The sequence below is a fragment of the Thaumasiovibrio clandestinus genome, from assembly GCF_047250365.1.
Classification (GTDB): Bacteria; Pseudomonadota; Gammaproteobacteria; order Enterobacterales; family Vibrionaceae; genus Thaumasiovibrio.
Genome location: NZ_JBLBVL010000011.1, coordinates 60,241 through 80,208, shown reverse-complemented (window position 1 = coordinate 80,208; position 19,968 = coordinate 60,241). Strand labels below are relative to the sequence as shown.

18 protein-coding genes and 9 tRNA genes are annotated in these 19,968 nt (G+C 48.1%); 7 read left to right on the top strand and 20 right to left on the bottom strand.

The window, feature by feature from the left end; all coding sequences use genetic code 11:
- The first annotated feature begins 1 nt into the window (after position 1).
- Entirely contained in the window at positions 2-763 is a 762-nt protein-coding gene (gene yaaA, locus ACKLNH_RS14570; protein WP_413112988.1) for a peroxide stress protein YaaA, read from the top strand.
- Between the two features lie 47 nt (positions 764-810).
- Here the strand turns inward: yaaA and panC are convergent, their stop codons facing one another.
- From panC to sfsA, 7 genes are all read right to left on the bottom strand, one after another.
- On the bottom strand, positions 811-1,695 hold the full coding sequence (panC, locus tag ACKLNH_RS14565; RefSeq protein WP_413112987.1) for a pantoate--beta-alanine ligase: 885 nt from the start codon (positions 1,693-1,695) through the stop codon (positions 811-813).
- Positions 1,696-1,707: 12 nt separating this feature from the next.
- Positions 1,708-2,499 (bottom strand): 3-methyl-2-oxobutanoate hydroxymethyltransferase, encoded by a 792-nt coding sequence (panB, locus tag ACKLNH_RS14560; protein ID WP_413112986.1) that lies wholly within the window; start codon positions 2,497-2,499, stop codon positions 1,708-1,710.
- A 25-nt stretch (positions 2,500-2,524) separates the two neighbouring features.
- A complete protein-coding gene (gene folK / locus ACKLNH_RS14555) occupies positions 2,525-3,007 on the bottom strand; it encodes a 2-amino-4-hydroxy-6-hydroxymethyldihydropteridine diphosphokinase (RefSeq protein WP_413112985.1) in 483 nt (160 codons plus the stop codon).
- Positions 3,004-4,371 (bottom strand): polynucleotide adenylyltransferase PcnB, encoded by a 1,368-nt coding sequence (gene pcnB / locus ACKLNH_RS14550; protein WP_413113011.1) that lies wholly within the window; start codon positions 4,369-4,371, stop codon positions 3,004-3,006. The genes folK and pcnB overlap by 4 nt, the downstream gene beginning before the upstream one ends.
- A gap of 88 nt (positions 4,372-4,459) precedes the next feature.
- Entirely contained in the window at positions 4,460-5,356 is an 897-nt protein-coding gene (gene gluQRS / locus ACKLNH_RS14545; RefSeq protein ID WP_413112984.1) for a tRNA glutamyl-Q(34) synthetase GluQRS, read from the bottom strand.
- A 64-nt stretch (positions 5,357-5,420) separates the two neighbouring features.
- The gene (dksA, locus tag ACKLNH_RS14540) at positions 5,421-5,870 is read right to left on the bottom strand and encodes an RNA polymerase-binding protein DksA (RefSeq protein ID WP_413112983.1); all 450 of its coding nucleotides are present in this window, start codon (positions 5,868-5,870) and stop codon (positions 5,421-5,423) included.
- 135 nt (positions 5,871-6,005) lie between these two features.
- Complete coding sequence (gene sfsA, locus ACKLNH_RS14535; RefSeq protein WP_413112982.1) at positions 6,006-6,710, bottom strand: DNA/RNA nuclease SfsA; 705 nt, start codon at positions 6,708-6,710, stop codon at positions 6,006-6,008.
- A gap of 75 nt (positions 6,711-6,785) precedes the next feature.
- On the opposite strand from sfsA, the gene hrpB reads away from it, so the two are divergent.
- The 3 genes from hrpB to mrcB all read left to right on the top strand — a co-directional run bounded on the left by hrpB (position 6,786) and on the right by mrcB (position 13,169).
- Positions 6,786-9,215: an ATP-dependent helicase HrpB gene (gene hrpB, locus ACKLNH_RS14530; protein ID WP_413112981.1), complete on the top strand. Its 2,430-nt coding sequence runs from the start codon at positions 6,786-6,788 to the stop codon at positions 9,213-9,215.
- A 144-nt stretch (positions 9,216-9,359) separates the two neighbouring features.
- Complete coding sequence (locus ACKLNH_RS14525) at positions 9,360-10,685, top strand: anaerobic sulfatase maturase (RefSeq protein WP_413112980.1); 1,326 nt, start codon at positions 9,360-9,362, stop codon at positions 10,683-10,685.
- Between the two features lie 117 nt (positions 10,686-10,802).
- Positions 10,803-13,169: a penicillin-binding protein 1B gene (gene mrcB, locus ACKLNH_RS14520; protein WP_413112979.1), complete on the top strand. Its 2,367-nt coding sequence runs from the start codon at positions 10,803-10,805 to the stop codon at positions 13,167-13,169.
- Positions 13,170-13,335: 166 nt separating this feature from the next.
- On the opposite strand, the gene ACKLNH_RS14515 is transcribed toward mrcB, so the two are convergent.
- The 5 genes from ACKLNH_RS14515 to ACKLNH_RS14495 all read right to left on the bottom strand — a co-directional run bounded on the left by ACKLNH_RS14515 (position 13,336) and on the right by ACKLNH_RS14495 (position 13,824).
- Positions 13,336-13,411 (bottom strand) — tRNA-Asn (locus ACKLNH_RS14515).
- A 43-nt stretch (positions 13,412-13,454) separates the two neighbouring features.
- Positions 13,455-13,530 (bottom strand) — tRNA-Phe (locus tag ACKLNH_RS14510).
- A gap of 7 nt (positions 13,531-13,537) precedes the next feature.
- A tRNA-Thr gene (locus tag ACKLNH_RS14505) sits at positions 13,538-13,613 on the bottom strand.
- A gap of 10 nt (positions 13,614-13,623) precedes the next feature.
- Positions 13,624-13,699 (bottom strand) — tRNA-Asn (locus ACKLNH_RS14500).
- Positions 13,700-13,748: 49 nt separating this feature from the next.
- Positions 13,749-13,824 (bottom strand) — tRNA-Phe (locus ACKLNH_RS14495).
- A 218-nt stretch (positions 13,825-14,042) separates the two neighbouring features.
- On the opposite strand from ACKLNH_RS14495, the gene ACKLNH_RS14490 reads away from it, so the two are divergent.
- A complete protein-coding gene (locus tag ACKLNH_RS14490; RefSeq protein ID WP_413112978.1) occupies positions 14,043-14,258 on the top strand; it encodes a hypothetical protein in 216 nt (71 codons plus the stop codon).
- Between the two features lie 85 nt (positions 14,259-14,343).
- On the opposite strand, the gene ACKLNH_RS14485 is transcribed toward ACKLNH_RS14490, so the two are convergent.
- The 8 genes from ACKLNH_RS14485 to ACKLNH_RS14450 all read right to left on the bottom strand — a co-directional run bounded on the left by ACKLNH_RS14485 (position 14,344) and on the right by ACKLNH_RS14450 (position 17,975).
- Positions 14,344-14,419, bottom strand: a tRNA-Phe gene (locus ACKLNH_RS14485).
- 7 nt (positions 14,420-14,426) lie between these two features.
- Positions 14,427-14,502 (bottom strand) — tRNA-Thr (locus ACKLNH_RS14480).
- A 10-nt stretch (positions 14,503-14,512) separates the two neighbouring features.
- Positions 14,513-14,588, bottom strand: a tRNA-Asn gene (locus ACKLNH_RS14475).
- A 49-nt stretch (positions 14,589-14,637) separates the two neighbouring features.
- Positions 14,638-14,713: transfer RNA gene (locus ACKLNH_RS14470), tRNA-Phe, on the bottom strand.
- 167 nt (positions 14,714-14,880) lie between these two features.
- Positions 14,881-16,011, bottom strand: a complete 1,131-nt coding sequence (mltC, locus tag ACKLNH_RS14465; RefSeq protein WP_413112977.1) for a membrane-bound lytic murein transglycosylase MltC — start codon at positions 16,009-16,011, stop codon at positions 14,881-14,883.
- 81 nt (positions 16,012-16,092) lie between these two features.
- Positions 16,093-16,365, bottom strand: a complete 273-nt coding sequence (locus tag ACKLNH_RS14460) for an oxidative damage protection protein (RefSeq protein WP_413112976.1) — start codon at positions 16,363-16,365, stop codon at positions 16,093-16,095.
- Entirely contained in the window at positions 16,362-17,441 is a 1,080-nt protein-coding gene (gene mutY / locus ACKLNH_RS14455; protein WP_413112975.1) for an A/G-specific adenine glycosylase, read from the bottom strand. Before mutY ends, ACKLNH_RS14460 begins: the two co-directional genes overlap by 4 nt.
- 195 nt (positions 17,442-17,636) lie before the next feature.
- Positions 17,637-17,975 (bottom strand): YggL 50S ribosome-binding family protein, encoded by a 339-nt coding sequence (locus ACKLNH_RS14450; RefSeq protein ID WP_413112974.1) that lies wholly within the window; start codon positions 17,973-17,975, stop codon positions 17,637-17,639.
- Positions 17,976-18,237: 262 nt separating this feature from the next.
- Between ACKLNH_RS14450 and trmB the strand changes: the two genes are divergently transcribed.
- Both trmB and glsB read left to right on the top strand, forming a co-directional pair.
- Positions 18,238-18,969 carry a tRNA (guanosine(46)-N7)-methyltransferase TrmB gene (gene trmB, locus ACKLNH_RS14445; protein ID WP_413112973.1) on the top strand — a complete coding sequence of 244 codons (732 nt, stop codon included), beginning with the start codon at positions 18,238-18,240 and terminating at the stop codon, positions 18,967-18,969.
- Positions 18,970-19,042: 73 nt separating this feature from the next.
- Positions 19,043-19,963, top strand: a complete 921-nt coding sequence (gene glsB / locus ACKLNH_RS14440) for a glutaminase B (RefSeq protein WP_413112972.1) — start codon at positions 19,043-19,045, stop codon at positions 19,961-19,963.
- Positions 19,964-19,968: the final 5 nt, after the last annotated feature.

Genomic DNA, 19,968 nt, shown 5'->3' with positions numbered 1-19,968 from the left:
TATGTTAATGCTTGTTTCACCCGCAAAGACGCTTGATTATACCTCACCGTTGCCAACGGTTCAGGCGACCCAACCTGAGTTTATATCGCAAGCCGCAGAGCTCATTGAGGTTTGTAGAGCGATGACACCGGCTGATATCGCTCAATTGATGAAGGTGAGCGACAAAATTGCAGGGCTGAATGCAGTACGCTTCGCTCAATGGAGTAAGACGTTTACCCCTGAAAACTCGCGCCAAGCCCTGTTTGCTTTTAAAGGTGATGTTTACACTGGGTTGGAGGCGGAATCACTCGCCAGTGCTGAGATTGATTGGCTGCAATCGCATCTGCGTATTTTGTCTGGCTTGTACGGGTTGTTAAAACCACTGGATCTGATGCAACCTTATCGGTTGGAAATGGGCTCGAAATTGGCCACAAAAGCAGGGACAAATTTGTATCAGTTCTGGGGAGATCAACTGACAACCAAGCTAAATAGTGTTGCAGATACAGTGGTGGTTAATTTAGCATCGAATGAATATTTTAAGGCCTTACAGCCAAAGGCGCTAAATGCCAAAGTTATCACGCCAGTGTTTAAAGATTGCAAGAATGGGCAGTACAAGGTAATCAGTTTTTATGCTAAAAAAGCGCGCGGTATGATGGTGCGATATGCAGCGCAGCAACGCATTTCTGACGTAGAGCAATTAAAGCAGTTTAACGTAGCGGGTTACTTCTACTGTGCTGATGCATCGACAGAGACTGAATGGGTGTTTAAACGGCTAGAGCAGTAGGGCAAAATTGTAGAGATAAAAAACAGCGCCTTCAGGCGCTGTTTTTCTTATTGTTCGTTGCTGACTTCTGGCTCTTTAGGCTCGGGAAGATCGACGACTTGATTATCGATAAGACGCGCTTTACCTAAAGTGGCTGCGATCAAGATAACAACTTGTGTGGTACTTTCATTGATTGGCGTGAGTGTGCGAGCATCACACAGATCAATTTGATCCGGTTCAAGCCCAGCGGCACGTAGTTGATCTTTGCCATCTAAGATTAAGTCAGTGTAATCATTTCTACCGCCACGGATCTGGCTGCTGATCCAGCGCATGGTCTTGGATAACACTGGCGCGCGTTGGCGTTCATCTACGGTTAAGTAGCCGTTGCGTGAGCTCATTGCAACACCGTCCATCTCACGGACAGTAGGGACGCCAATGATGTCAATGTTCATCGCCATATCAATGACCATTTGACGAATCAATGCGAGTTGCTGGTAGTCTTTTTCGCCGAAACAGGCCACGTCAGGAGAAACGATATTAAACAGTTTGGTGACCACCGTTGCGACACCTTTAAAGTGTCCAGGTCTTGCTGCTCCCTCAAGAATCCGGCCAAGGCTAGGTACCTCAACATAGGTTTGCTTGTCGAGCCCTTCTGGATACATGATCTCTGCGCTTGGTGTGAAAACACAATCAACCCCTTCCTGAGACAGTTTGGTAATGTCGTCATCAAGGGTTCTAGGGTAGGTATTGAGATCATCCGATTTATCGAACTGCATCGGATTAACAAAAATACTGACGACAACCGCGTCGGCGTGCTCACGCGCGGCTTTAACCAGTGCAAGATGGCCTTCGTGCAGGTTGCCCATCGTTGGCACAAAGGCGATGCGCTTGCCTTCCTGTTTTAACAATTTGATCTGTTCACGCAAAGGTGCGATATCAGAGAATGTGTGCATCGTTTATCCTTATTAGAATGTGTGCTCGGGACCGGGAAAGATTTTATGCTCTACATCATGGATGTAACGCGATACTGCGCTGCGCATGTCACCGGTCTCTTTGAGGTAATTTTTGGAAAACTTAGGCATATAATTTGCTGATATGCCAAACATATCATGCATGACCAATATTTGACCATCGGTTTTGTTGCCAGCTCCAATACCAATCACAGGCACATCTAATGCCTGTGTAATACGCTCAGCCAGCTCGCCCGGAACACACTCAAGGAGGATGATTTGGGCACCAGCGTTTTGCAATGCAAGGGCATCATTTAGCATGTTATCCGCAGCGAGTTGATCTCGCCCTTGTACTTTGAATCCACCGAAGATATTCACCGATTGCGGGGTTAAGCCTAAATGTGCACAGACAGGAACAGCACGTTCGGTGAGTGCTTTTACGGTCTGAGCTAGAAAGGCACCACCTTCGAGTTTCACCATGTTCGCCCCTGCGCGCATTAAAATGGCGGCATTGTGGCACGCTTGCTCTGGTGTGGCGTAACTCATAAATGGCATATCTGCCATGAGTAGACTCAATTGGTTTCCTGCGCGCACACTGCGAGTGTGGTAGGCAATGTCGTCAATGCTCACATCTAACGTATCATTTTTACCTTGCAGCACCATGCCGAGCGAATCGCCAACCAGGACGACAGGCATTGTCTGTTCTTCAAACAGCTTAGCGAAACTGGCGTCATAAGCGGTGACAGAAGCAAATTTACGTCCTTCTTGTTTCCATTTTTGAAGGTCGTTGATGGTGATCTTTTTCATGTATCCTCCTGACTTTGATCAAGGGTTAACTTGACCAAACAGATAATCCATTCCGTTCAATTTGTGCTAGTAGTGCAGAGAGCTTACAGCCATCGGGAAGCACTAAGTTTGGTGCAATTTCGGCTAACGGGTATAAAACAAACTCTCTGAGCTTCATTCCGTAGTGTGGAATCGTCAAGCGCTCGCTGTTAATCACTTGGTTAGCATAGAGCAGAATGTCAAGGTCAAGGGTACGAGGTCCCCAGCGTTCCCCGTTACGTACTCGTCCATGTGCCAGTTCAATCTCTTGAGTCGCATCTAGCAACGCGAGTGGTGATAGCGATGTCGATACCTCTACCACTGCATTAATATAATCTGGTTGTTCAGCGGGCCCCATCGGTTTACTGCTGTACAAAGAGGAGGCCGCCCTTACATCAATGGCATCTGTTGCATTTAATGCAGCAATAGCGGCCTGTGCCTTTGCAGCAGGGTCACCAAGGTTACTGCCAATGGCAATATAGGCAATCATGCTTCGTTCCCAGCGCCTGGCTGCCTATTTTTTTTACGGTGCGGTGGACGACGGCGGCGTTTTTTGGCAGCACCGCCTTGGTTGATCACTTGCACCATTTTTTGCTTTTTCACGCGATCTGCACTTTGGAAGATGCGCCACCAATCCGTTAGCTCTTGTATATCGTCGCCTTCAAAGTTGGCTCGCATTTCCAATAAGTCATAAGACGCGCGGAATTTTTGTTGTTCAAGTAACTTGAATGCTCGCTTTCCGGCTCGGCGCGACAAGCGTAGTTGGTTGTGCCAGATATCACGGATCATGGCAGTAAAGCGACGCGGGATAGCGGTGCTTTTTACTTGTTCATCCAAGATGTCATTGGCACTAACTAAGAAGGCATCGTAAAACGAAAGTCCGCTATTAAATGCCACTTCTTCAGCGCGGGTGGTCAGTGGATACCACAGCATTGCAGCAAATAAGAATGCCGGGTTGATACGTTGATCTTGTTCCACTCGTCGATCTGTTGCGGCGAGAACGTGTTCAAGCATACGTTCGCATTGACTGCTACTGTCCTCAGTGAAGTGTTCAGCAATGATCGGGAACAGTTGACCAAACAACCCATGGTCACGCAGCATGCGGTAAGTATCGAGTCCTTGCCCTGATTGCAGAAGCTTTAGGCTCTCTTCGTAAAGGCGTGCAGCGGGAATGTCACTTAATAACGGTGCTAACGATGGCATCGGGGCGGCCGTGGACTCTTCTATGTCCATGTCGAGTTTTACAGCAAAGCGTACTGCACGAAGCATGCGCACGGGATCTTCCCGATAGCGTGTTTCAGGGTCGCCAATCAGGCGGATGATTCTGTCATTGAGATCGTGTATGCCACCAACAAAATCACGCACAGAAAAGTCGCTGATGCTGTAATAAAGTGCGTTGACGGTAAAGTCACGGCGCTCGGCATCTTCTTCAATGCTGCCATAAACATTATCGCGCAATAGCATGCCTTGGTTCGACTGCGCAGCACTCTGTTTGCTGTCTGGCGAGCTCTCTTCATGATGTCCGCGCAGGGTTGCCACTTCGATTACGTCACGACCAAATAGAATATGGGCAAGACGGAAGCGTCGACCAATCAGGCGACAGTTACGAAAGAGGTGTTTAATTTCTTCCGGGGTGGCATTGGTCGCGATATCAAAATCTTTTGGTTGTTTATTTAGTAAGATATCACGCACACCGCCGCCAACCAGATAGGCTTCATACCCGGCTTTGTGTAGGCGATAAAGTACTTTCAGTGCATTTTCACTGATGTCGTTACGTGAAATGCCGTGCTCTTCACGATGGTAGACCTGCAATGCAAGCTCTTGTGATTGCGGGCAGTTTCCTTTTCGGCTCAATACTTTACGGCAAAAGCTGGCGACTCGGTTTAAAATGGTACACCTCATATTCTGTGTTTCAGGGGCTCGGACAGCCGCAAATCATACCTTAAAGGTCGGAATTTGAGAATGGTTCGATAAGTTGCAATGTATCTGGCAGCCGCTTCAGGTGCCAATTTGCAACAGCCCACGTCAATAATTCATCACGCTGACAGGCGAGAATTTCACCTGTTATCGGCAATCCAAGGCAGCGCATTGCCGCAATCAGGGCCGGGCGGGGATCATCTTTTGTGATGGCCGGCGCGCGGTTCTGTTTTGACAGTTTATACCCTTCTCGTGTGACAGCCAGTGGAAGATGCAGGTATTGCACTTCTGGTTGCTTCAGAGTGCGATAGAGACTGATTTGACGGCCTGTAGGTTCAATTAAATCTGCTCCTCGTACGACTTCGGTTACGCCTTGTGCAATGTCATCTAGCACCACAGCAAGGTTGTAGGCATATAAACCGTCGCGACGACGAACAATGTAGTCTTCTTCCGCTAACGGGCGAGGGATGTGCATGTCGCCATAACGGCGATCGGTAAACGCGGTGATGACATGTTGTTGCTGTAAGCGGATTGCATTGTTATCTGCTGCTAATTGTTTCTTACGACAAGTTCCCGGGTAAAATCCGCCCGCTTGTTGGATCTGTTTACGTGTACATTGGCACGCATAGGCCAGCCCTTGCTCTAGCCATTGCTCGATCTGCGCTTGGTAGGCTGTGTGTCGCTGGCTTTGATACATAACGCTGCCATCCCAGTGCAGTCCATAGGCATCGAGCGTGCGTAGTATCTCGTCAGCGGCACCCGGCATTTCGCGCGGCGGGTCAAGATCTTCCATTCTGACTAGCCAGTGCCCGTGGTGGGAGCGGGCTTGCAAGTAGCTGCCAAGCGCTGCCAGTAATGAACCAAAATGAAGCGGGCCAGATGGTGATGGGGCGAAGCGCCCTACATAATTCTGTTGTTTCATAGTCATTGTGTCGTTAAACGTAAAAAAGGGAGCAGAGCTCCCTTTTTCGCTGCATTCACCGAAATTAACCGGCCATTTGCTTCTCTTTGATCTCTGCAAGTGTTTTACAGTCGATACAAAGATCTGCCGTAGGGCGAGCTTCCAGGCGGCGAACACCGATCTCGATGCCACAAGACTCACAAAAACCGAAGTCATCATCTTCGATCTTCAGTAATGTTTTCTCGATCTTTTTGATCAGTTTACGCTCACGATCTCGGTTGCGTAGTTCTAAACTAAACTCCTCTTCCTGAGCAGCTCGGTCTACGGGGTCAGGGAAGTTTGCAGCTTCATCCTGCATATGGTGCACGGTACGATCGACCTCTTCACGAAGCTGATTCCGCCATGCATCCAAGATCTTCCGGAAATGCTCCAGTTGATCTTCATTCATATACTCCTCTCCAGCTTTTTCCTGGTAAGGATTAACCCCAGCAATAGCCAGGATTCCTAGCGATTTCTTAGCGTTGCTCTCTGGCATATAGCTTCTCCTAATATACCTTTTAACCGTCACTGGTTAATTAGGGCGGTATCTATAGCAGAAAGGTGGCAATGAGGCAATTCTGTTACATATGGTTTTGGAAGCCATTGTGAACAAAGCAGCATAATATCGTACTTAACGACTAAAATTTATGCACTTTACGAGCCTTATCTCTTGTGGAGAAATGGCTGCTTTATAACAGAGTATCTCGACACCAGCCTGTTCCGCTTTGGTTAACAGTTCTGCATATTCGGGGTCTATATGGTGTGCTGCTGAGACCTTTTCAATCCCTGAGTGCAAAATAGCATAAAAAATTACTGCCCGATGTCCTAGCAAGGCCATTTCAGTCAGCTCTCGAAGGTGCTTTTGCCCCCGAGTGGTGACGGTATCTGGAAAGTAGCCTTGGTTACCTGTAAGCAGGGTGACACTTTTAATCTCAACAAAACATTGCTGACCATCGCTAGAGTCTAGCAGAATATCTATACGGCTGTTTTCTTTGCCGTAACGAACTTCAGGCCGTAGGTTATCATACCCACTCAACTCTCTAATTGTATTGTCTTTTATTGCTTCAATGACTAAGCGGTTTGCTTGTGCAGTGTTAACACAAATCCAGTCTCCCGCTGGTGTCTGGCTTAGCTCCCAGCTATTAGGGTATTTACGCTTTGGGTTGTCTGATGTTGAGTACCACACTTGGGTCTCAGGATCAGCACATCCGGTCATTGCGCCAGTATTCGCGCAATGGATCGTACGTACACTGCCGTCATTTAGTTCGATGTCAGCAAGAAAGCGCTTATATCTTCTAAGAAGGCGTGCTGATTGCAATGGGGGGGAAAATTTCATCTTCATCCTGAATCGTTTGCTCTGTGGTTGATGGTACACTCTGCACTATCAGTAAAAAAGAAAGAGTTGTCAGTCATGAGTGCGAATACCCTCCCCATAGATGAAGTGATGGCCTCCCTGCTTGAAGCGGTGACTCAATCGCCACAGGTCATTCTTAAAGCGCCGCCTGGTGCGGGTAAATCAACCCGTTTCCCAGCAAAGCTATTGTCACAGGCATCGCCGCAACGACGCATTATATTGCTCGAACCACGGCGTTTAGCTGCGCGCAATATCGCACGCTACTTGGCGTCTCAGTTGGGTGAAACGGTTGGAAAAACCGTTGGTCTGCGTGTGCGTGGTGAAAGTCGTGTCAGTGCATCGACTTGCCTTGAAGTGGTGACCGAAGGGGTGTTGACCCGAATGGTTCAGGCTGATCCTGAGCTCGAGGGGGTTGGGTATATTCTTTTTGATGAATTTCATGAGCGAAGCTTGCATGCGGACACTGCACTGGCTTTATGTCTCGATATTCAGCATGCACTAAGGGAAGATCTCACGCTGGTAGTAATGTCAGCAACACTGGATGCACTCGCGTTGTCCGAATTATTACCCAGTGCGACGTACATTGCGTCACAAGGCCGTTGCTATCCAGTGGAATGTCGTTATCACCCAGTACGTCAGCAAACATCGTGGTTAGTGACGATGGAAAAGGCGATCGTGTCACTGATGGCGACAGAGTCAGGTTCATTGCTGGCGTTTTTGCCAGGGGTGGGTGAAATTCAGCGCGTGGCACAAGCACTGCAAGGTCAGCTGGCTGATAATGTGCAGCTGTGTCCGTTGTATGGGCAGTTAGATGTGGCCGCTCAACAGGCGGCGATTGCGCCACCAGCAAAAGGGATGCGTAAAGTGGTTCTTGCCACCAATATTGCTGAAACGAGTTTAACCATTGAAGGGGTTCGCTTGGTGGTGGATAGCGGTCTGGAGCGGTCGGTGCGATGGGATCCTCGCGCGGGTTTGAGTCAGCTTGAAACGGTGAAAATATCTCGTTCCTCGGCGGAACAACGTGCTGGTCGAGCAGGACGTTTGGAGCCAGGGATCTGTCTTCGTCTGTACTCAGAGTCAACCTTGATGGCGCAGCCAACACAAGCGGTTGCGGAAATCCTACGTAGCGATTTAACGCCATTGGCTATGGAGTTAGCGCAATGGGGCTGTGAGGATGTGAGGGCGCTGGCTTGGTTAGATTTTCCTCCTGAAGCCCACTTAGCTCAAGCGAGAGAGTGGCTGCGATGGGTGGGAGTATTGACGGATAAAATGCAGCTGAGTGCACTGGGCACGCAAGTTGTCATGCATGGAAGCGAGCCTCGGCATGGGTTATTAATGCATTATGCACAGCAATGGGGGAGCGAAGCGAAGGCATGTGCTGCTTTGTTGTTGGCGGTATTGGAGAACCCGTTGCGAGGTGAGGTTAACCCTGATCTGGCTTACCAATTACAGCGTGTGTTAGGGGACAAGAAACGTTTTCGAGTACAGTGGCAACGTGCTCAGCAGTGGGGAAAGAAGCTCAGTGTTGCTGTCGGTGATGAAGTAAATTTATGTTGGCTCGGGCCATTGCTGGCATCGGGTTATCCAGACAGGCTGGGGATATCGCGTGGTCAGGAAGGACGCTATCAAATGGCGAATGGGCAAGGGGTGGTGATTGACTCTGCGCAGGTATTGGCTGATAGTCCAAATGTTGTTGTTGTCGACGTGATGCGCACACAGCAAGGCGATGCTCGCGTCTTTTTGGCTGCGGAGATTGATTTTGATGAGCTACAACAGCGCCTTCCACACCTCTTTGTGTCTCAAGAATGGTTAGACTGGGATGATAAGCGGGGACGCTTGTTGGCAGAGCTGCGACTGTACTGCGGCAAGCTGGTCGTTGAGCGGCGTGACCTAGGTCAGCCAGATGCAGATCAAGCCAGTGCCGCCATCTTGCATGCGATACAGCGCAAAGGTTTAGCGGTGCTGCCTTGGAAGGCGAAGAGTGACAGCCTATTACAACGGGCGCGTTATGCGGCGTCTATCGAACTCGACCTACCGTTGCCGCCTTGTGATGAAGAGAGCCTGTTAGCGGCCGCAGAGACATGGTTACTGCCTTTCATGCATCAAGTCACTTCATTGTCTGGCTTAGCCCAAATAGATCTTTACAGTGCGCTTGAGAGCTATATGGGCTGGGATAATTGCAAGCAGCTAAATCAGCTCTTGCCAACCCATTATCAAGTACCAACAGGACGGCAGGTCAAACTACGTTATCAAAGTGATACGGCGCCAGTTTTATCCGTACGCTTACAAGATATGTTTGGTGAGAAAGGGACACCAAAAATCGCCAATGGTCAGGTCGCGCTTATTGTTGAATTATTGTCCCCAGCGCAGCGTCCTATCCAGATCACCCAAGATTTAGGGGCATTTTGGCAAGGGAGTTACCGAGAAGTAAAAAAAGAGATGAAAGGGCGCTACCCAAAGCACAACTGGGAACTGCCAACAGGATAAATGTGGCGCTGTTGGTATCGGGAAGGGCCACAGTGAGCGCGCATTTATCCCAGCTAAGGCACATTTTTTGTGTGTGCCAGTATTTTGTTGTATCAGGCTTCTCTATAATAGGGGCGCTTTTATTTATTAAGGTTGTACTTTGTTATGTCACAGCAACACCCCGTCCGTCCGAGTCATTGCCATGTTATGGCCAAGCCTAGCAGCTCGGTATGTAACTTAGATTGTAGTTACTGTTTCTACCTTGAGAAAGAGCACCTGTATCCCGAAAGAAAACAAGCTTGGCGAATGTCTGATGAAACGTTAGACGTTTATATTCGTCAGCATATTGAGGCGCAGGATGGGGTGGATGTTGAGTTTGCGTGGCAAGGGGGCGAGCCGACCTTAATGGGCGTGGATTTTTTCCGTCGAGTGGTCGAACTGCAAGAGAAGTATCGTGGTCGTCATAATATTCACAATGCCTTTCAAACTAACGGAATACTGCTTAATGATGAGTGGTGTGAATTTTTTAAAGCGCACCACTTTTTAGTTGGTATCTCCATCGATGGGCCAGCAGAGCTACATGATTGCTATCGAGTTAATCGCGCAGGAAAGCCGACCCATGCGAAAGTGATGGCAGGGATTTCACTGTTGAAAAAGCATGGCGTCGAGTTTAATACCTTGACGGTAGTCAATCATGAAAATGCACAGCACCCAGAAAAAGTCTATGCCTTTTTAACCTCGATCGGTTCGTGTTTCTTACAGTTTATTCCTCTCGTTGAGCGTGAAACTGCACAGGAAACAGAAGACGGTTTGCATTTGGTTTGTCCTGATAGTGCGCTGGAAGCGAAAGTAACACCCTGGTCCGTTTCTCCGGCGGCTTATGGCGACTTTTTATGCCGGATCTTTGATGTGTGGGTAAAGCAGGACGTGGGTCGTGTGTATGTCAATATGTTTGATAGCACGCTAGCTAGTTGGTGTGGGCATCCCGCAGGAACATGCATTTTCTCAGAAACATGCGGTCATCTGTTTGCGCTAGAATCAAATGGCGATCTGTATAATTGTGATCACTATGTTTATCCCGAGCACCTGCTTGGCAATATTCATGAGCAGAGTATTCGCGACTTAAACCAGACTGAGATGGCGATAACGTTTGGGCAAAACAAACGCGATAAGTTAACTAAGCAGTGTGAATCTTGTCCGTACCGTTTTGCGTGTCATGGTGGTTGTCCTAAACACCGCTTTATTACGTCGCGTAACGGCGAACCAGCGCATAACTATTTTTGTGCAGGCTATGAGCACTTTTTCAAGCATACTGCCTCGTCCATGCAATTGATGCGGGATCTGTTGCAACATGGACGGCCAGCGGCAGAGATCATGACTTATTTACACCGCCAGACAGCGATGGTTAAACAGCGGGCGGGCACGATTGGTCGCAATGAGCCTTGTCCATGTAATAGCGGGAAGAAGTTTAAGCGCTGTTGTGGCAAATGACAGAGAACGGAAAGCGAGAGCTTTCCGTTTTTTTTTATGTGCTTATTGTTGCTTTATTCATGAACGCGTACGATCACTCTTATATCATCAACCATGCATCAGGAGAGACAAACGCGAATGACGGAGCGAAATCAGCCACCTCGTAAGCGACGCCCAGCTAAGCCTAAGACGAAAGCAACGAAAACAACCACCAAGAAACGGGCTCGCAACACCCGCTCTAAAACGCAGTCAAGCATGCCGCGTCGTTGGTCTCGCTTTATGGGTATCATTATGCTCAAACTCGGGCTGGTGGCGGTAGCTATCCTTGCTGTTACTGGTATCTATTTAGACGGTGTTGTACGGGATCGTTTTGATGGTCAGTTATGGCACTTACCCTCGGTGGTTTATGGGCGGGTATTAACCCTTCAGCCGGGTCAGTCAGTGACTCACCATGAAGTGATGCGTGAGTTAGAAGCGCTGCGTTATATCAAAGTAAGCCAGCCGCGCCGCCCGGGAGAGTACTCGGCATCTTCGACGCGTATAGAATTGATACGTCGGCCATTTGAGTTTGTCGACGGCTTTGATGCAGCGCGACATGTGATGCTGACGTTTGACCGCTCTGGCTTACAGCGCATTGAGCGTCTTCCTCAAGGTGGTGATCTTGGCTACCTTAATATCGAACCTAAGCTGTTAGGTATGCTGGAATCACGCACTGAAGAACAGCGCCTATTTGTTCCTCGTGAGCAAATCCCTGACGTGCTAATTGACGCACTACTGGTGACAGAAGATCGTGACTTCTACCACCATGATGGGGTCTCACCCAGCGCTATTTTCCGGGCGTTTGCCGTCAACTTGCGAGCAGGAAGGACGGTTCAAGGAGGCAGTACCTTAACGCAACAGTTAGCGAAAAACCTCTTTCTTAGTCGCGAGCGAACCTTGTGGCGTAAATTACGCGAAGCGTATATCGCCATACTTATTGATTATCGCTATGACAAAGATCGTGTCTTAGAGGCCTATATGAACGAGGTTTATCTGGGGCAGGGAAGTGGCGAAGCGATTCATGGCTTTGCACTAGGAGCACGGCTCTACTTTGGGCGTCCGTTAGAAGAACTGCGTGTTGACCAACTGGCCATGTTAGTCGCAATTGTAAAAGGGCCGTCGTATTACAACCCGTGGCGTCACCCAGAGCGTGTGAAGCAGCGTCGCGATTTGGTATTGCGCTTATTAATGGAAAACGGCGTATTAACAGCCAGTGAATATGAACAGGCCGTGTTACGTCGGTTAGACATTCAACTTTCACCGCGTGTCGCTTCCCGTCAGCCTGCTTATTTTCAGCTATTACGTCGTGAAATAAATCAGTATGTGGGCGAGAACTTTACCCCAGGGGTAGGATTGCGGATATTCTCCAGTTTAGACCCCTTGTCTCAACGCGCTGCAGAGCAAACAGTGAGCCGTTCCTTGCCAAAGCTAGGTGATGGGCTGGAAACGGCAGTTGTGGTCTCAGATCGGCTGTCAGGCGAAATTCGGGCAATGGTGGGTGGAAGCAATCCAGGCTATGCGGGCTTTAATCGCGCTTTAGATGCGCGTCGTCCAATTGGTTCGCTGGTTAAGCCTGCGGTTTACCTGACGGCCCTGTCACAACCTCGCACCTTTGCGTTGGCGTCGACCCTTGAAGATAAGCCGATACAACTGCAGGGTAGCCAAGGGTCATCTTGGCAGCCTCGTAATTACGACCGACAGTTCCGTGGCGAAGTCCCTTTGTATCAAGCGCTTTCACGTTCGTTGAATGTCCCAACGGTGAATGTTGGCATGGCCGTCGGCCTGGGTGAAGTTAAGAAGACCCTGGTTAATATGGGCGCCCCGCAAGCAGAAATACCATCAGTCCCGGCAATGTTGTTGGGTGCGGTGAATCTCACCCCGTTTGAAGTGAATCAGGTTTATCAGACCTTGGGGGGCGGAGGGAGAACTGCGCCGTTGACGGCACTGCGTGCTGTTACCGATCAGGAAGGGCGAGTGTTGTATCGTTTTTTGCCACGCGCCTCACAACAGATCAATGAGCACGCAGCATGGTTGACGACTTATGCGATGAAGCATGCCGTGGTCAATGGGACAGGGCGCTACTTACATCAACAGTATGGGTGGGCTGCGTTGGCGGGGAAGACCGGTACTACCGATAACAATCGAGATAGTTGGTTTGCAGGCATTGATGGTCGCGAGGTGGCGACAGTGTGGATTGGTCGTGATGATAATGGCGATACAGGGTTGACAGGCTCAAGTGGGGCTCTACGACTCTACAGCGAGTATTTACGTCAACGAGAGCCATTACGTTTACAACTTAATTGGCCGTCAGGAATGCGTACCGCGACGTATTCGGCGAATCCGGATGGCGGGTTAGATTTTGACTGTCAGGGTCAGATTGAGCTACCTGTTTGGGATATTGATGGCAACCTAGAGGAGCAGTGTAACGACTCCCTTGGGGGATTTATTCAGCGTTTGTTTAACTAGCGTTTTGTTGGACAAGAGTTCTGTTTGACAGCAGTAGGGAAGGCCGTCGTGATCCGCGACGGTTTTTTTGTCTGCGCTCTATACTGGCTCATTGCTGTGAAGTATCTCTGCGACGGTAAAGTACAGATGAAAAAAAACCTCAGTCTTTCGACTGAGGTTTCAAAAGTGGCTCCCCCTGCAAGACTTGAACTTGCGACATACGGATTAACAGTCCGCCGTTCTACCAACTGAACTAAGGGGGAATTATCTTTTTATGCATCGTTATTAAACGACCGCATCTTGTTGTGGTGCCTCGAGGCGGAATCGAACCACCGACACGGGGATTTTCAATCCCCTGCTCTACCGACTGAGCTATCGAGGCAAATAAATGGTGCCGACTACCGGAATCGAACTGGTGACCTACTGATTACAAGTCAGTTGCTCTACCTACTGAGCTAAGTCGGCACACTTTATTTGGCTCCCCCTGCAAGACTTGAACTTGCGACATACGGATTAACAGTCCGCCGTTCTACCAACTGAACTAAGGGGGAATTATCTTTTTTTTATGTTGTCGTTGCTAATCAACCACACCATTTAATATGGTGCCTCGAGGCGGAATCGAACCACCGACACGGGGATTTTCAATCCCCTGCTCTACCGACTGAGCTATCGAGGCAACGTTTGTTGCTTTGTTACCTTGGAGAAGTGTGTTCCCCTTGGCGACGAGACGCATTAAAAAGGTTTTCGGCCTTTGAGTCAACGATAAAAATGTATTTTTTGGTTCGTTCGCTGCTTTTTTAGCTTATGTGCTGTGCTTTTGCACATTTTGCATTGTTTATCACCAATAAAAATGACGAATAGATAGGTGAACAGCAGGAGAGGGAGGGGGGATATTTGGCGATGCCGTTTAGGATTTCGCTTAAATTAATGCTTTTGAGCGGGAAATTTTATTGTGGTGTGAAGAAAAATAGTTTGAAACAGAGAAAAAATCGCGCTGAATACCCTAAGAAGCAAGAAGCAAGAAGCAAGAAGCAAGAAGCAAGAAGCAAGAAGCAAGAAGCAAGAAGCAAGAAGCAAGAAGCAAGAAGCAAGAAGCAAGAAGCAAGATAAAGGGAAGGGTTACACAGCGAGTCGCTAGGAAGCGTTATACTCCAGATACGAAAAAGCCCTAATCTTACGATTAGGGCTAAATCAATGGTGCCTCGAGGCGGAATCGAACCACCGACACGGGGATTTTCAATCCCCTGCTCTACCGACTGAGCTATCGAGGCAAATAAATGGTGCCGACTACCGGAATCGAACTGGTGACCTACTGATTACAAGTCAGTTGCTCTACCTACTGAGCTAAGTCGGCACACTTTATTTGGCTCCCCCTGCAAGACTTGAACTTGCGACATACGGATTAACAGTCCGCCGTTCTACCAACTGAACTAAGGGGGAATTATCTTTTTTTCATGTTGTCGTTGCTAATCAACCACACCATTTAATATGGTGCCTCGAGGCGGAATCGAACCACCGACACGGGGATTTTCAATCCCCTGCTCTACCGACTGAGCTATCGAGGCAACGGAGGTGCATTAAATAGATTTTCTCTCTCCGCGTCAACGCTTTTTTTTAACTTAATGTTCGTTTGCTGTTTTTTTGTTCGCGCTGATGGAGGTGAAGATACACCATGTCAACACGGCTTATTGTTTTAACTTTTTGTTTTTTAATGGATTGCCTTTGTGTTGGGTTACACTTTTCCTTGATTGAACTCTTTTTGAAACTGAATCACTTTTTCTAGATAACGGCGCGACTCAGATAGAGGGTGTTTGCTGGTTAGTGCCCAATAGACCTGGTTTGGCTGCAAATTATTAATGTTGCTCATCGCTTGCTGGCGATTACTGTGGAAGGTACGAAAAACATTACCCGCGCCGCCATTATAGGCAGAGATCATGGCGTAGTGCAGGTTTAGCGGATCTTGAACATCTTTCAGGTAACGATTTTTCAGCAGGTAAAAGTAAGCTGTCCCCATATCAATGTTGTAAGCGGGATCGAACAAATTTTCGGGATCGGGAGTGCCGGGTTTGTTTTTTATCAAGCGATAAACATCAGCGCCCGCTGTTTTGGGGACGATTTGCATCAGCCCATACGCATTCGCCCAACTGACGGCATAAGGGTTAAAGCTACTCTCGGTTTTGATAATGGCGTAGATCAAGTCTTCAGGAATGTCGTACTTGCGTGATGCTTGACGAACAAGGTCGGCATACTGATAGCCACGACGATCAGCGTGGTTGGCCACCATAGGGATCTCGACATAGAAGCTATTTTGGTAGCGCACTTTGCCGCGTTTTAATTGGTTTTCGATTAAGTGATCAGCGAAACGGTTGGCGCGCCACTCCCATGCTATCGCCTGACCATCGTGATCTAATACTTGCTCGTAAAGAAAAGGGCGCCCCTCAAGATGGATCTCTGAAGAAGAGTAGAGATCAACCCCGGCAGGATCATCTGGTGTGAGTAAGGTGGTGATGATCGCTTTTCTTAAATGCTGTTGAGGCTGTGTTTTTGCGACTGTCGAGATAGTGACAACGCCTCGAGTAAAGTCAACGTGAGCGCGACTTTGGTAATTGTCAGTATATTTAACGTAATCACGCTTTCCCGCCATGAGGACATCATCGCCCCAGTGGCGCTGAACTTGGCCATTGAAAGAGCTGATCAATTGCTCCATGGCACCGATATCTTTTTCAAATTGACCGGGGAGGGGGGCGAGGTTATTGGCAAATCGATTGGTTGTGGAGTAATCCACGTCATAGATTGATTCGATAAATTCGCGGCTACACCCGCTCAGGGCAAATAGGGCCAGAAGCGGCAACAGTTTAAGCATGACATTACCTCCATAGAGCAGAATAATGTCATGTTTTTCGCTTAAATATAAGTATTTTAGACGCTACTTTTACGCTAACACTTATTTACTTGGAGGAGTGTAACCTTCGATATGGACATCTTTGCCTTCAAACAAAAAGTTAACCATCTCTTCTTCGAGCAGTTTGCGATGCTCAGGGTTCATCATGTTGAGCTTCTTTTCATTGATAAGCATTGTCTGCTTGGTTTGCCATTCGGCCCATGCTTGCTTTGAAATATTGTCAAAAATGCGTTTGCCCAGCTCGCCAGGATACAATTGAAAATCAAGGCCTTCAGCTTCCTGTTTTAGGTGCTGGCAGAATACAGTACGGCTCATCGAGGCGCTCCTATAAGTGGGTCGATTATGTCAAAGTGATGAGCTAATTCAGTAAGAAGACGCGCTACAGGCGTCGCTAAACCAACTGCATCAGGGTGCTGTAAGTTATACCAAAGACCTTGACCGTCTTCCATGATGTTTTGTGGTATCTGCGCTAATGGTACGAGAACCGGGGTTATATCAAGGTGGTAGTGGCTAAAAGTATGCCGAAACCCATCCATTACGGTAAGAGTGTCAGCGTCTGGATAGTGTTGCTCGACAGCGGTGATTAACGCCTGCTGAGAGTCATATTGTGGAAAGCAGAACAGTCCTCCCCATAAGCCACTGTTAGGCCTTTTTTCTAACCAAACAGAGTGCTCTGCGCTGGCAAGCAGAAACCAGCCTTGACGTATAGGCAGGCTTTTTTTGGGCTTTTTGCCTGGGAAATTGCGTTGTGTGTTGTGTTGATTAGCCTGACAACTTGATGTTATGGGGCAAAGCATGCATTTCGGAGCGCTGCGAGTACAAACCATCGCCCCCATATCCATCATCGCTTGGTTGTAATGCTCCACTCGGTCTGATGGGGTATTGCGCTCAGCATGTTGCCACAATTGGTTCTCAACCGCTTTCTTTCCTGGCCACCCCTCCACAGCATAATGACGCGCTAATACACGTTTGACGTTGCCATCTAAGATGGCATGCGGTTGTTTTAATGCCAGAGATAAAATGGCACCTGCGGTACTGCGCCCGATCCCTGGTAGCGCTTGAACTTCAGCCAGCGTTATTGGGAACTCGCCTTGATACTCTTGAGTGACTATTAGGGCGGTCTTGTGCAGATTACGGGCTCGCGCGTAATAACCAAGCCCTGTCCAGAGGTGAAGAACTTCGTCTAGATCGGCGCCAGCTAAGTCGGCAATGGTTGGGAAACGGGTGATAAAACGTTCGAAATAAGGGATAACCGTGCTGACTTGTGTCTGTTGTAGCATCACTTCAGATAGCCAGACATGGTAAGGGCTTTTTTGTTGCTGCCAAGGTAGGGTTTTACGGCCGTACTTGTCGTACCAACACAGAATTGACTCAGAGAAACGGTTACTCACCAGGGTACACTCATGTCGTTAAGTTTGATGGCACTAAAGGTGTGCGCTTAAAGTGGGAGTATATACCGATTGTTGGTGTGGAAATACCCAGTAAGTGCAGGGCTATATGCGATGTAAGCGAAGATAAGTGGCGAGAAGAGGAATATGTGATACCGACATAGCGTTGCCGGTATCACTAATATACAGGGCTGATGATTAGCCGAAATTGGCGTCAACGATTTCGCCAACTTCAACGCTGCTGATTTCAGCGCGGTTTTGCAGCCAGTTTGCGACCAAAGTTTTATCTTCTTCAGTAGTTGAACCGTAACGATCTGTCGAACATAGGAAGCCTTCAAAGATTTCAAGGCCGCCACCACCGAAACATAAGTTAACGCTGTCCAAGTAGTCGATAAACTCGTCGATAAAGGTATCGTATTGGTCGAAATCTTTTACCGACATCTTGCAGCTGACTTCAAAACCAAAGATGGCAAATTCGCCAAGGAATAGTTTTTTACGCAAACGGCGGCTTTTATTCTCGATTTTATCTAATTTCATGAGGGTCTCTTTCCTGTTTGGATAGGGGGGGTTATACACAGTTTCGCAGCAACACCCAACTTTTTTATTCTCTTCATATGCACTCTAATCGAGATGCAGACAAGATTAGCGGCAATGTTAAGGTTTGTTCTTTACTAACTTAGCGCACAAATTTCACCTTAATGATTAAAATTCAGGCTAGAGGCTTGCACTCATGAGTAATCTTTGGATAATGCGCGATCCGCTCCTTTTTTTGTTGATTTCGAATTGTAGGTACCAAACCATGAGCCAAAAAACGTCTGGCGAAGTGACGCTGAACGAATTTACTGAAGATGGCAAACTGATCCGCAAAGTGCGCAGTTTTGTACGTCGTGAAGGTCGTCTGACTAAAGGTCAGGAAATTGCGATGGAGCAACACTGGCCAGCAATGGGTGTCGACTTTCAAACAGACATGCTTCGTTGGGAAGATGTTTTCGGTCGTCAGGCCCCAGTGGTACTAGAGATTGGCTTTGGTATGGGCGCATCATTTGTTGAAATGGCCAAAAATGCCCCAGAGAAAAACTACATCGGTATCGAAGTACATTCACCAGGTGTTGGTGCGTGCCTAATGTCTGCTGGCGATGAAGCGCTGACTAACCTGCGCGTGATGTGCCACGATGGCGTTGAAGTGTTCGAACACATGATCCCTGATGGCAGCTTAGATACTGTCCAGCTCTTTTTCCCAGACCCTTGGCATAAAGCTCGCCACCACAAGCGTCGAATTGTTCAACCTGAATTTGTTGAGATGGTGCGTAAAAAGCTAAAAATTGGCGGTGTTTTCCATATGGCAACAGATTGGGAAAACTACGCTGAGCATATGATTGAAGTGATGGATGCGGCCCCGAATTATAAAAACCAGGCGACTGACGGGGATTATGTGCCACGTCCTGAAGATCGTCCACTTACTAAATTTGAACAACGTGGCCACCGCTTAGGTCATGGTGTTTGGGATATTAAGTTTGAACGTACGGCTTAGCCTACTTTAAACCCATATGTTGATTGTTAAAGCCAGCCATTGCGCTGGCTTTTTCTTCCTCAGGAGTTAAACAATGAAACCCACTCAAGCTTTATTAGAGCAAGTTCTTGATGAGGCCCGCCCATTAATAGGTCAGGGCCAAGTGGCGGATTACATTCCAGCGTTGGCACAAGTACCTACCAATAAGCTTGGTATTGCTGTTTGTTATAACGATGGTGAAATCATTACTGCAGGCGATGCGGACGAAGCTTTTTCTATTCAATCAATCTCAAAGGTATTGAGCCTAACCTTGGCTATGATGATGTATGAGGCTGACGAGATCTGGCAACGAGTGGGTAAAGAGCCATCTGGGCACGCATTTAATTCGATGATCCAGCTTGAAATGGAAAACGGTATTCCGCGCAACCCATTTATTAATGCTGGGGCTCTGGTAGTGTGTGATTTATTGGCGACACGGCTGTCAGCACCTCGTCATCGCATGCTGGAACTGGTTAGAGCATTAAGTGGCGAGAATAAGATCATTTATGACAAAGTTGTCGCAGCCTCTGAAATGCAGCACAGTGACAGAAATGCTGCTATTGCCTACCTCATGCGTTCATTTGGCAATTTCAATAATGATGTGATGCCTGTTCTACATAATTACTTCCACTATTGTGCCCTGCGCATGAGTTGTACCGATTTAGCGAAAACATTTAGCTACTTGGCAAATAAAGGACTTCCTTTGGGCGCAGAAAAAACCATTATAAGCCAAACTCAAACCAAGCAGCTCAATGCCTTGCTAGCAACCAGTGGGTTATATGATGGCGCTGGCGAGTTTGCTTACCGTGTTGGAATGCCCGGTAAATCCGGTGTGGGTGGTGGCATTATTGCCATTGTTCCTGGCGAAATGAGTATTGCTGTTTGGTCGCCAGAACTCGATAAATCGGGTAACTCTCTGGCTGGTACGCGCGTGCTAGAACTACTGGCTGAGCGTATCGGACGTTCTATTTTTTAATCAGG

What these genes read in the sequence shown, in the direction of transcription:
- hrpB (WP_413112981.1), top strand. Translation starts at nt 6,786, where the DNA reads ATGAGTGCGAATACCCTCCCCATAGATGAAGTGATGGCCTCCCTGCTT.
- ACKLNH_RS14525 (WP_413112980.1), top strand. Translation starts at nt 9,360, where the DNA reads ATGTCACAGCAACACCCCGTCCGTCCGAGTCATTGCCATGTTATGGCC.
- mrcB (WP_413112979.1), top strand. Translation starts at nt 10,803, where the DNA reads ATGACGGAGCGAAATCAGCCACCTCGTAAGCGACGCCCAGCTAAGCCT.
- mltC (WP_413112977.1), bottom strand. Translation starts at nt 16,011, where the DNA reads ATGCTTAAACTGTTGCCGCTTCTGGCCCTATTTGCCCTGAGCGGGTGT.
- gluQRS (WP_413112984.1), bottom strand. Translation starts at nt 5,356, where the DNA reads ATGAAACAACAGAATTATGTAGGGCGCTTCGCCCCATCACCATCTGGC.
- dksA (WP_413112983.1), bottom strand. Translation starts at nt 5,870, where the DNA reads ATGCCAGAGAGCAACGCTAAGAAATCGCTAGGAATCCTGGCTATTGCT.
- ACKLNH_RS14460 (WP_413112976.1), bottom strand. Translation starts at nt 16,365, where the DNA reads ATGAGCCGTACTGTATTCTGCCAGCACCTAAAACAGGAAGCTGAAGGC.
- panB (WP_413112986.1), bottom strand. Translation starts at nt 2,499, where the DNA reads ATGAAAAAGATCACCATCAACGACCTTCAAAAATGGAAACAAGAAGGA.
- sfsA (WP_413112982.1), bottom strand. Translation starts at nt 6,710, where the DNA reads ATGAAATTTTCCCCCCCATTGCAATCAGCACGCCTTCTTAGAAGATAT.
- folK (WP_413112985.1), bottom strand. Translation starts at nt 3,007, where the DNA reads ATGATTGCCTATATTGCCATTGGCAGTAACCTTGGTGACCCTGCTGCA.
- glsB (WP_413112972.1), top strand. Translation starts at nt 19,043, where the DNA reads ATGAAACCCACTCAAGCTTTATTAGAGCAAGTTCTTGATGAGGCCCGC.
- yaaA (WP_413112988.1), top strand. Translation starts at nt 2, where the DNA reads ATGTTAATGCTTGTTTCACCCGCAAAGACGCTTGATTATACCTCACCG.
- panC (WP_413112987.1), bottom strand. Translation starts at nt 1,695, where the DNA reads ATGCACACATTCTCTGATATCGCACCTTTGCGTGAACAGATCAAATTG.
- trmB (WP_413112973.1), top strand. Translation starts at nt 18,238, where the DNA reads ATGAGCCAAAAAACGTCTGGCGAAGTGACGCTGAACGAATTTACTGAA.
- ACKLNH_RS14450 (WP_413112974.1), bottom strand. Translation starts at nt 17,975, where the DNA reads ATGAAATTAGATAAAATCGAGAATAAAAGCCGCCGTTTGCGTAAAAAA.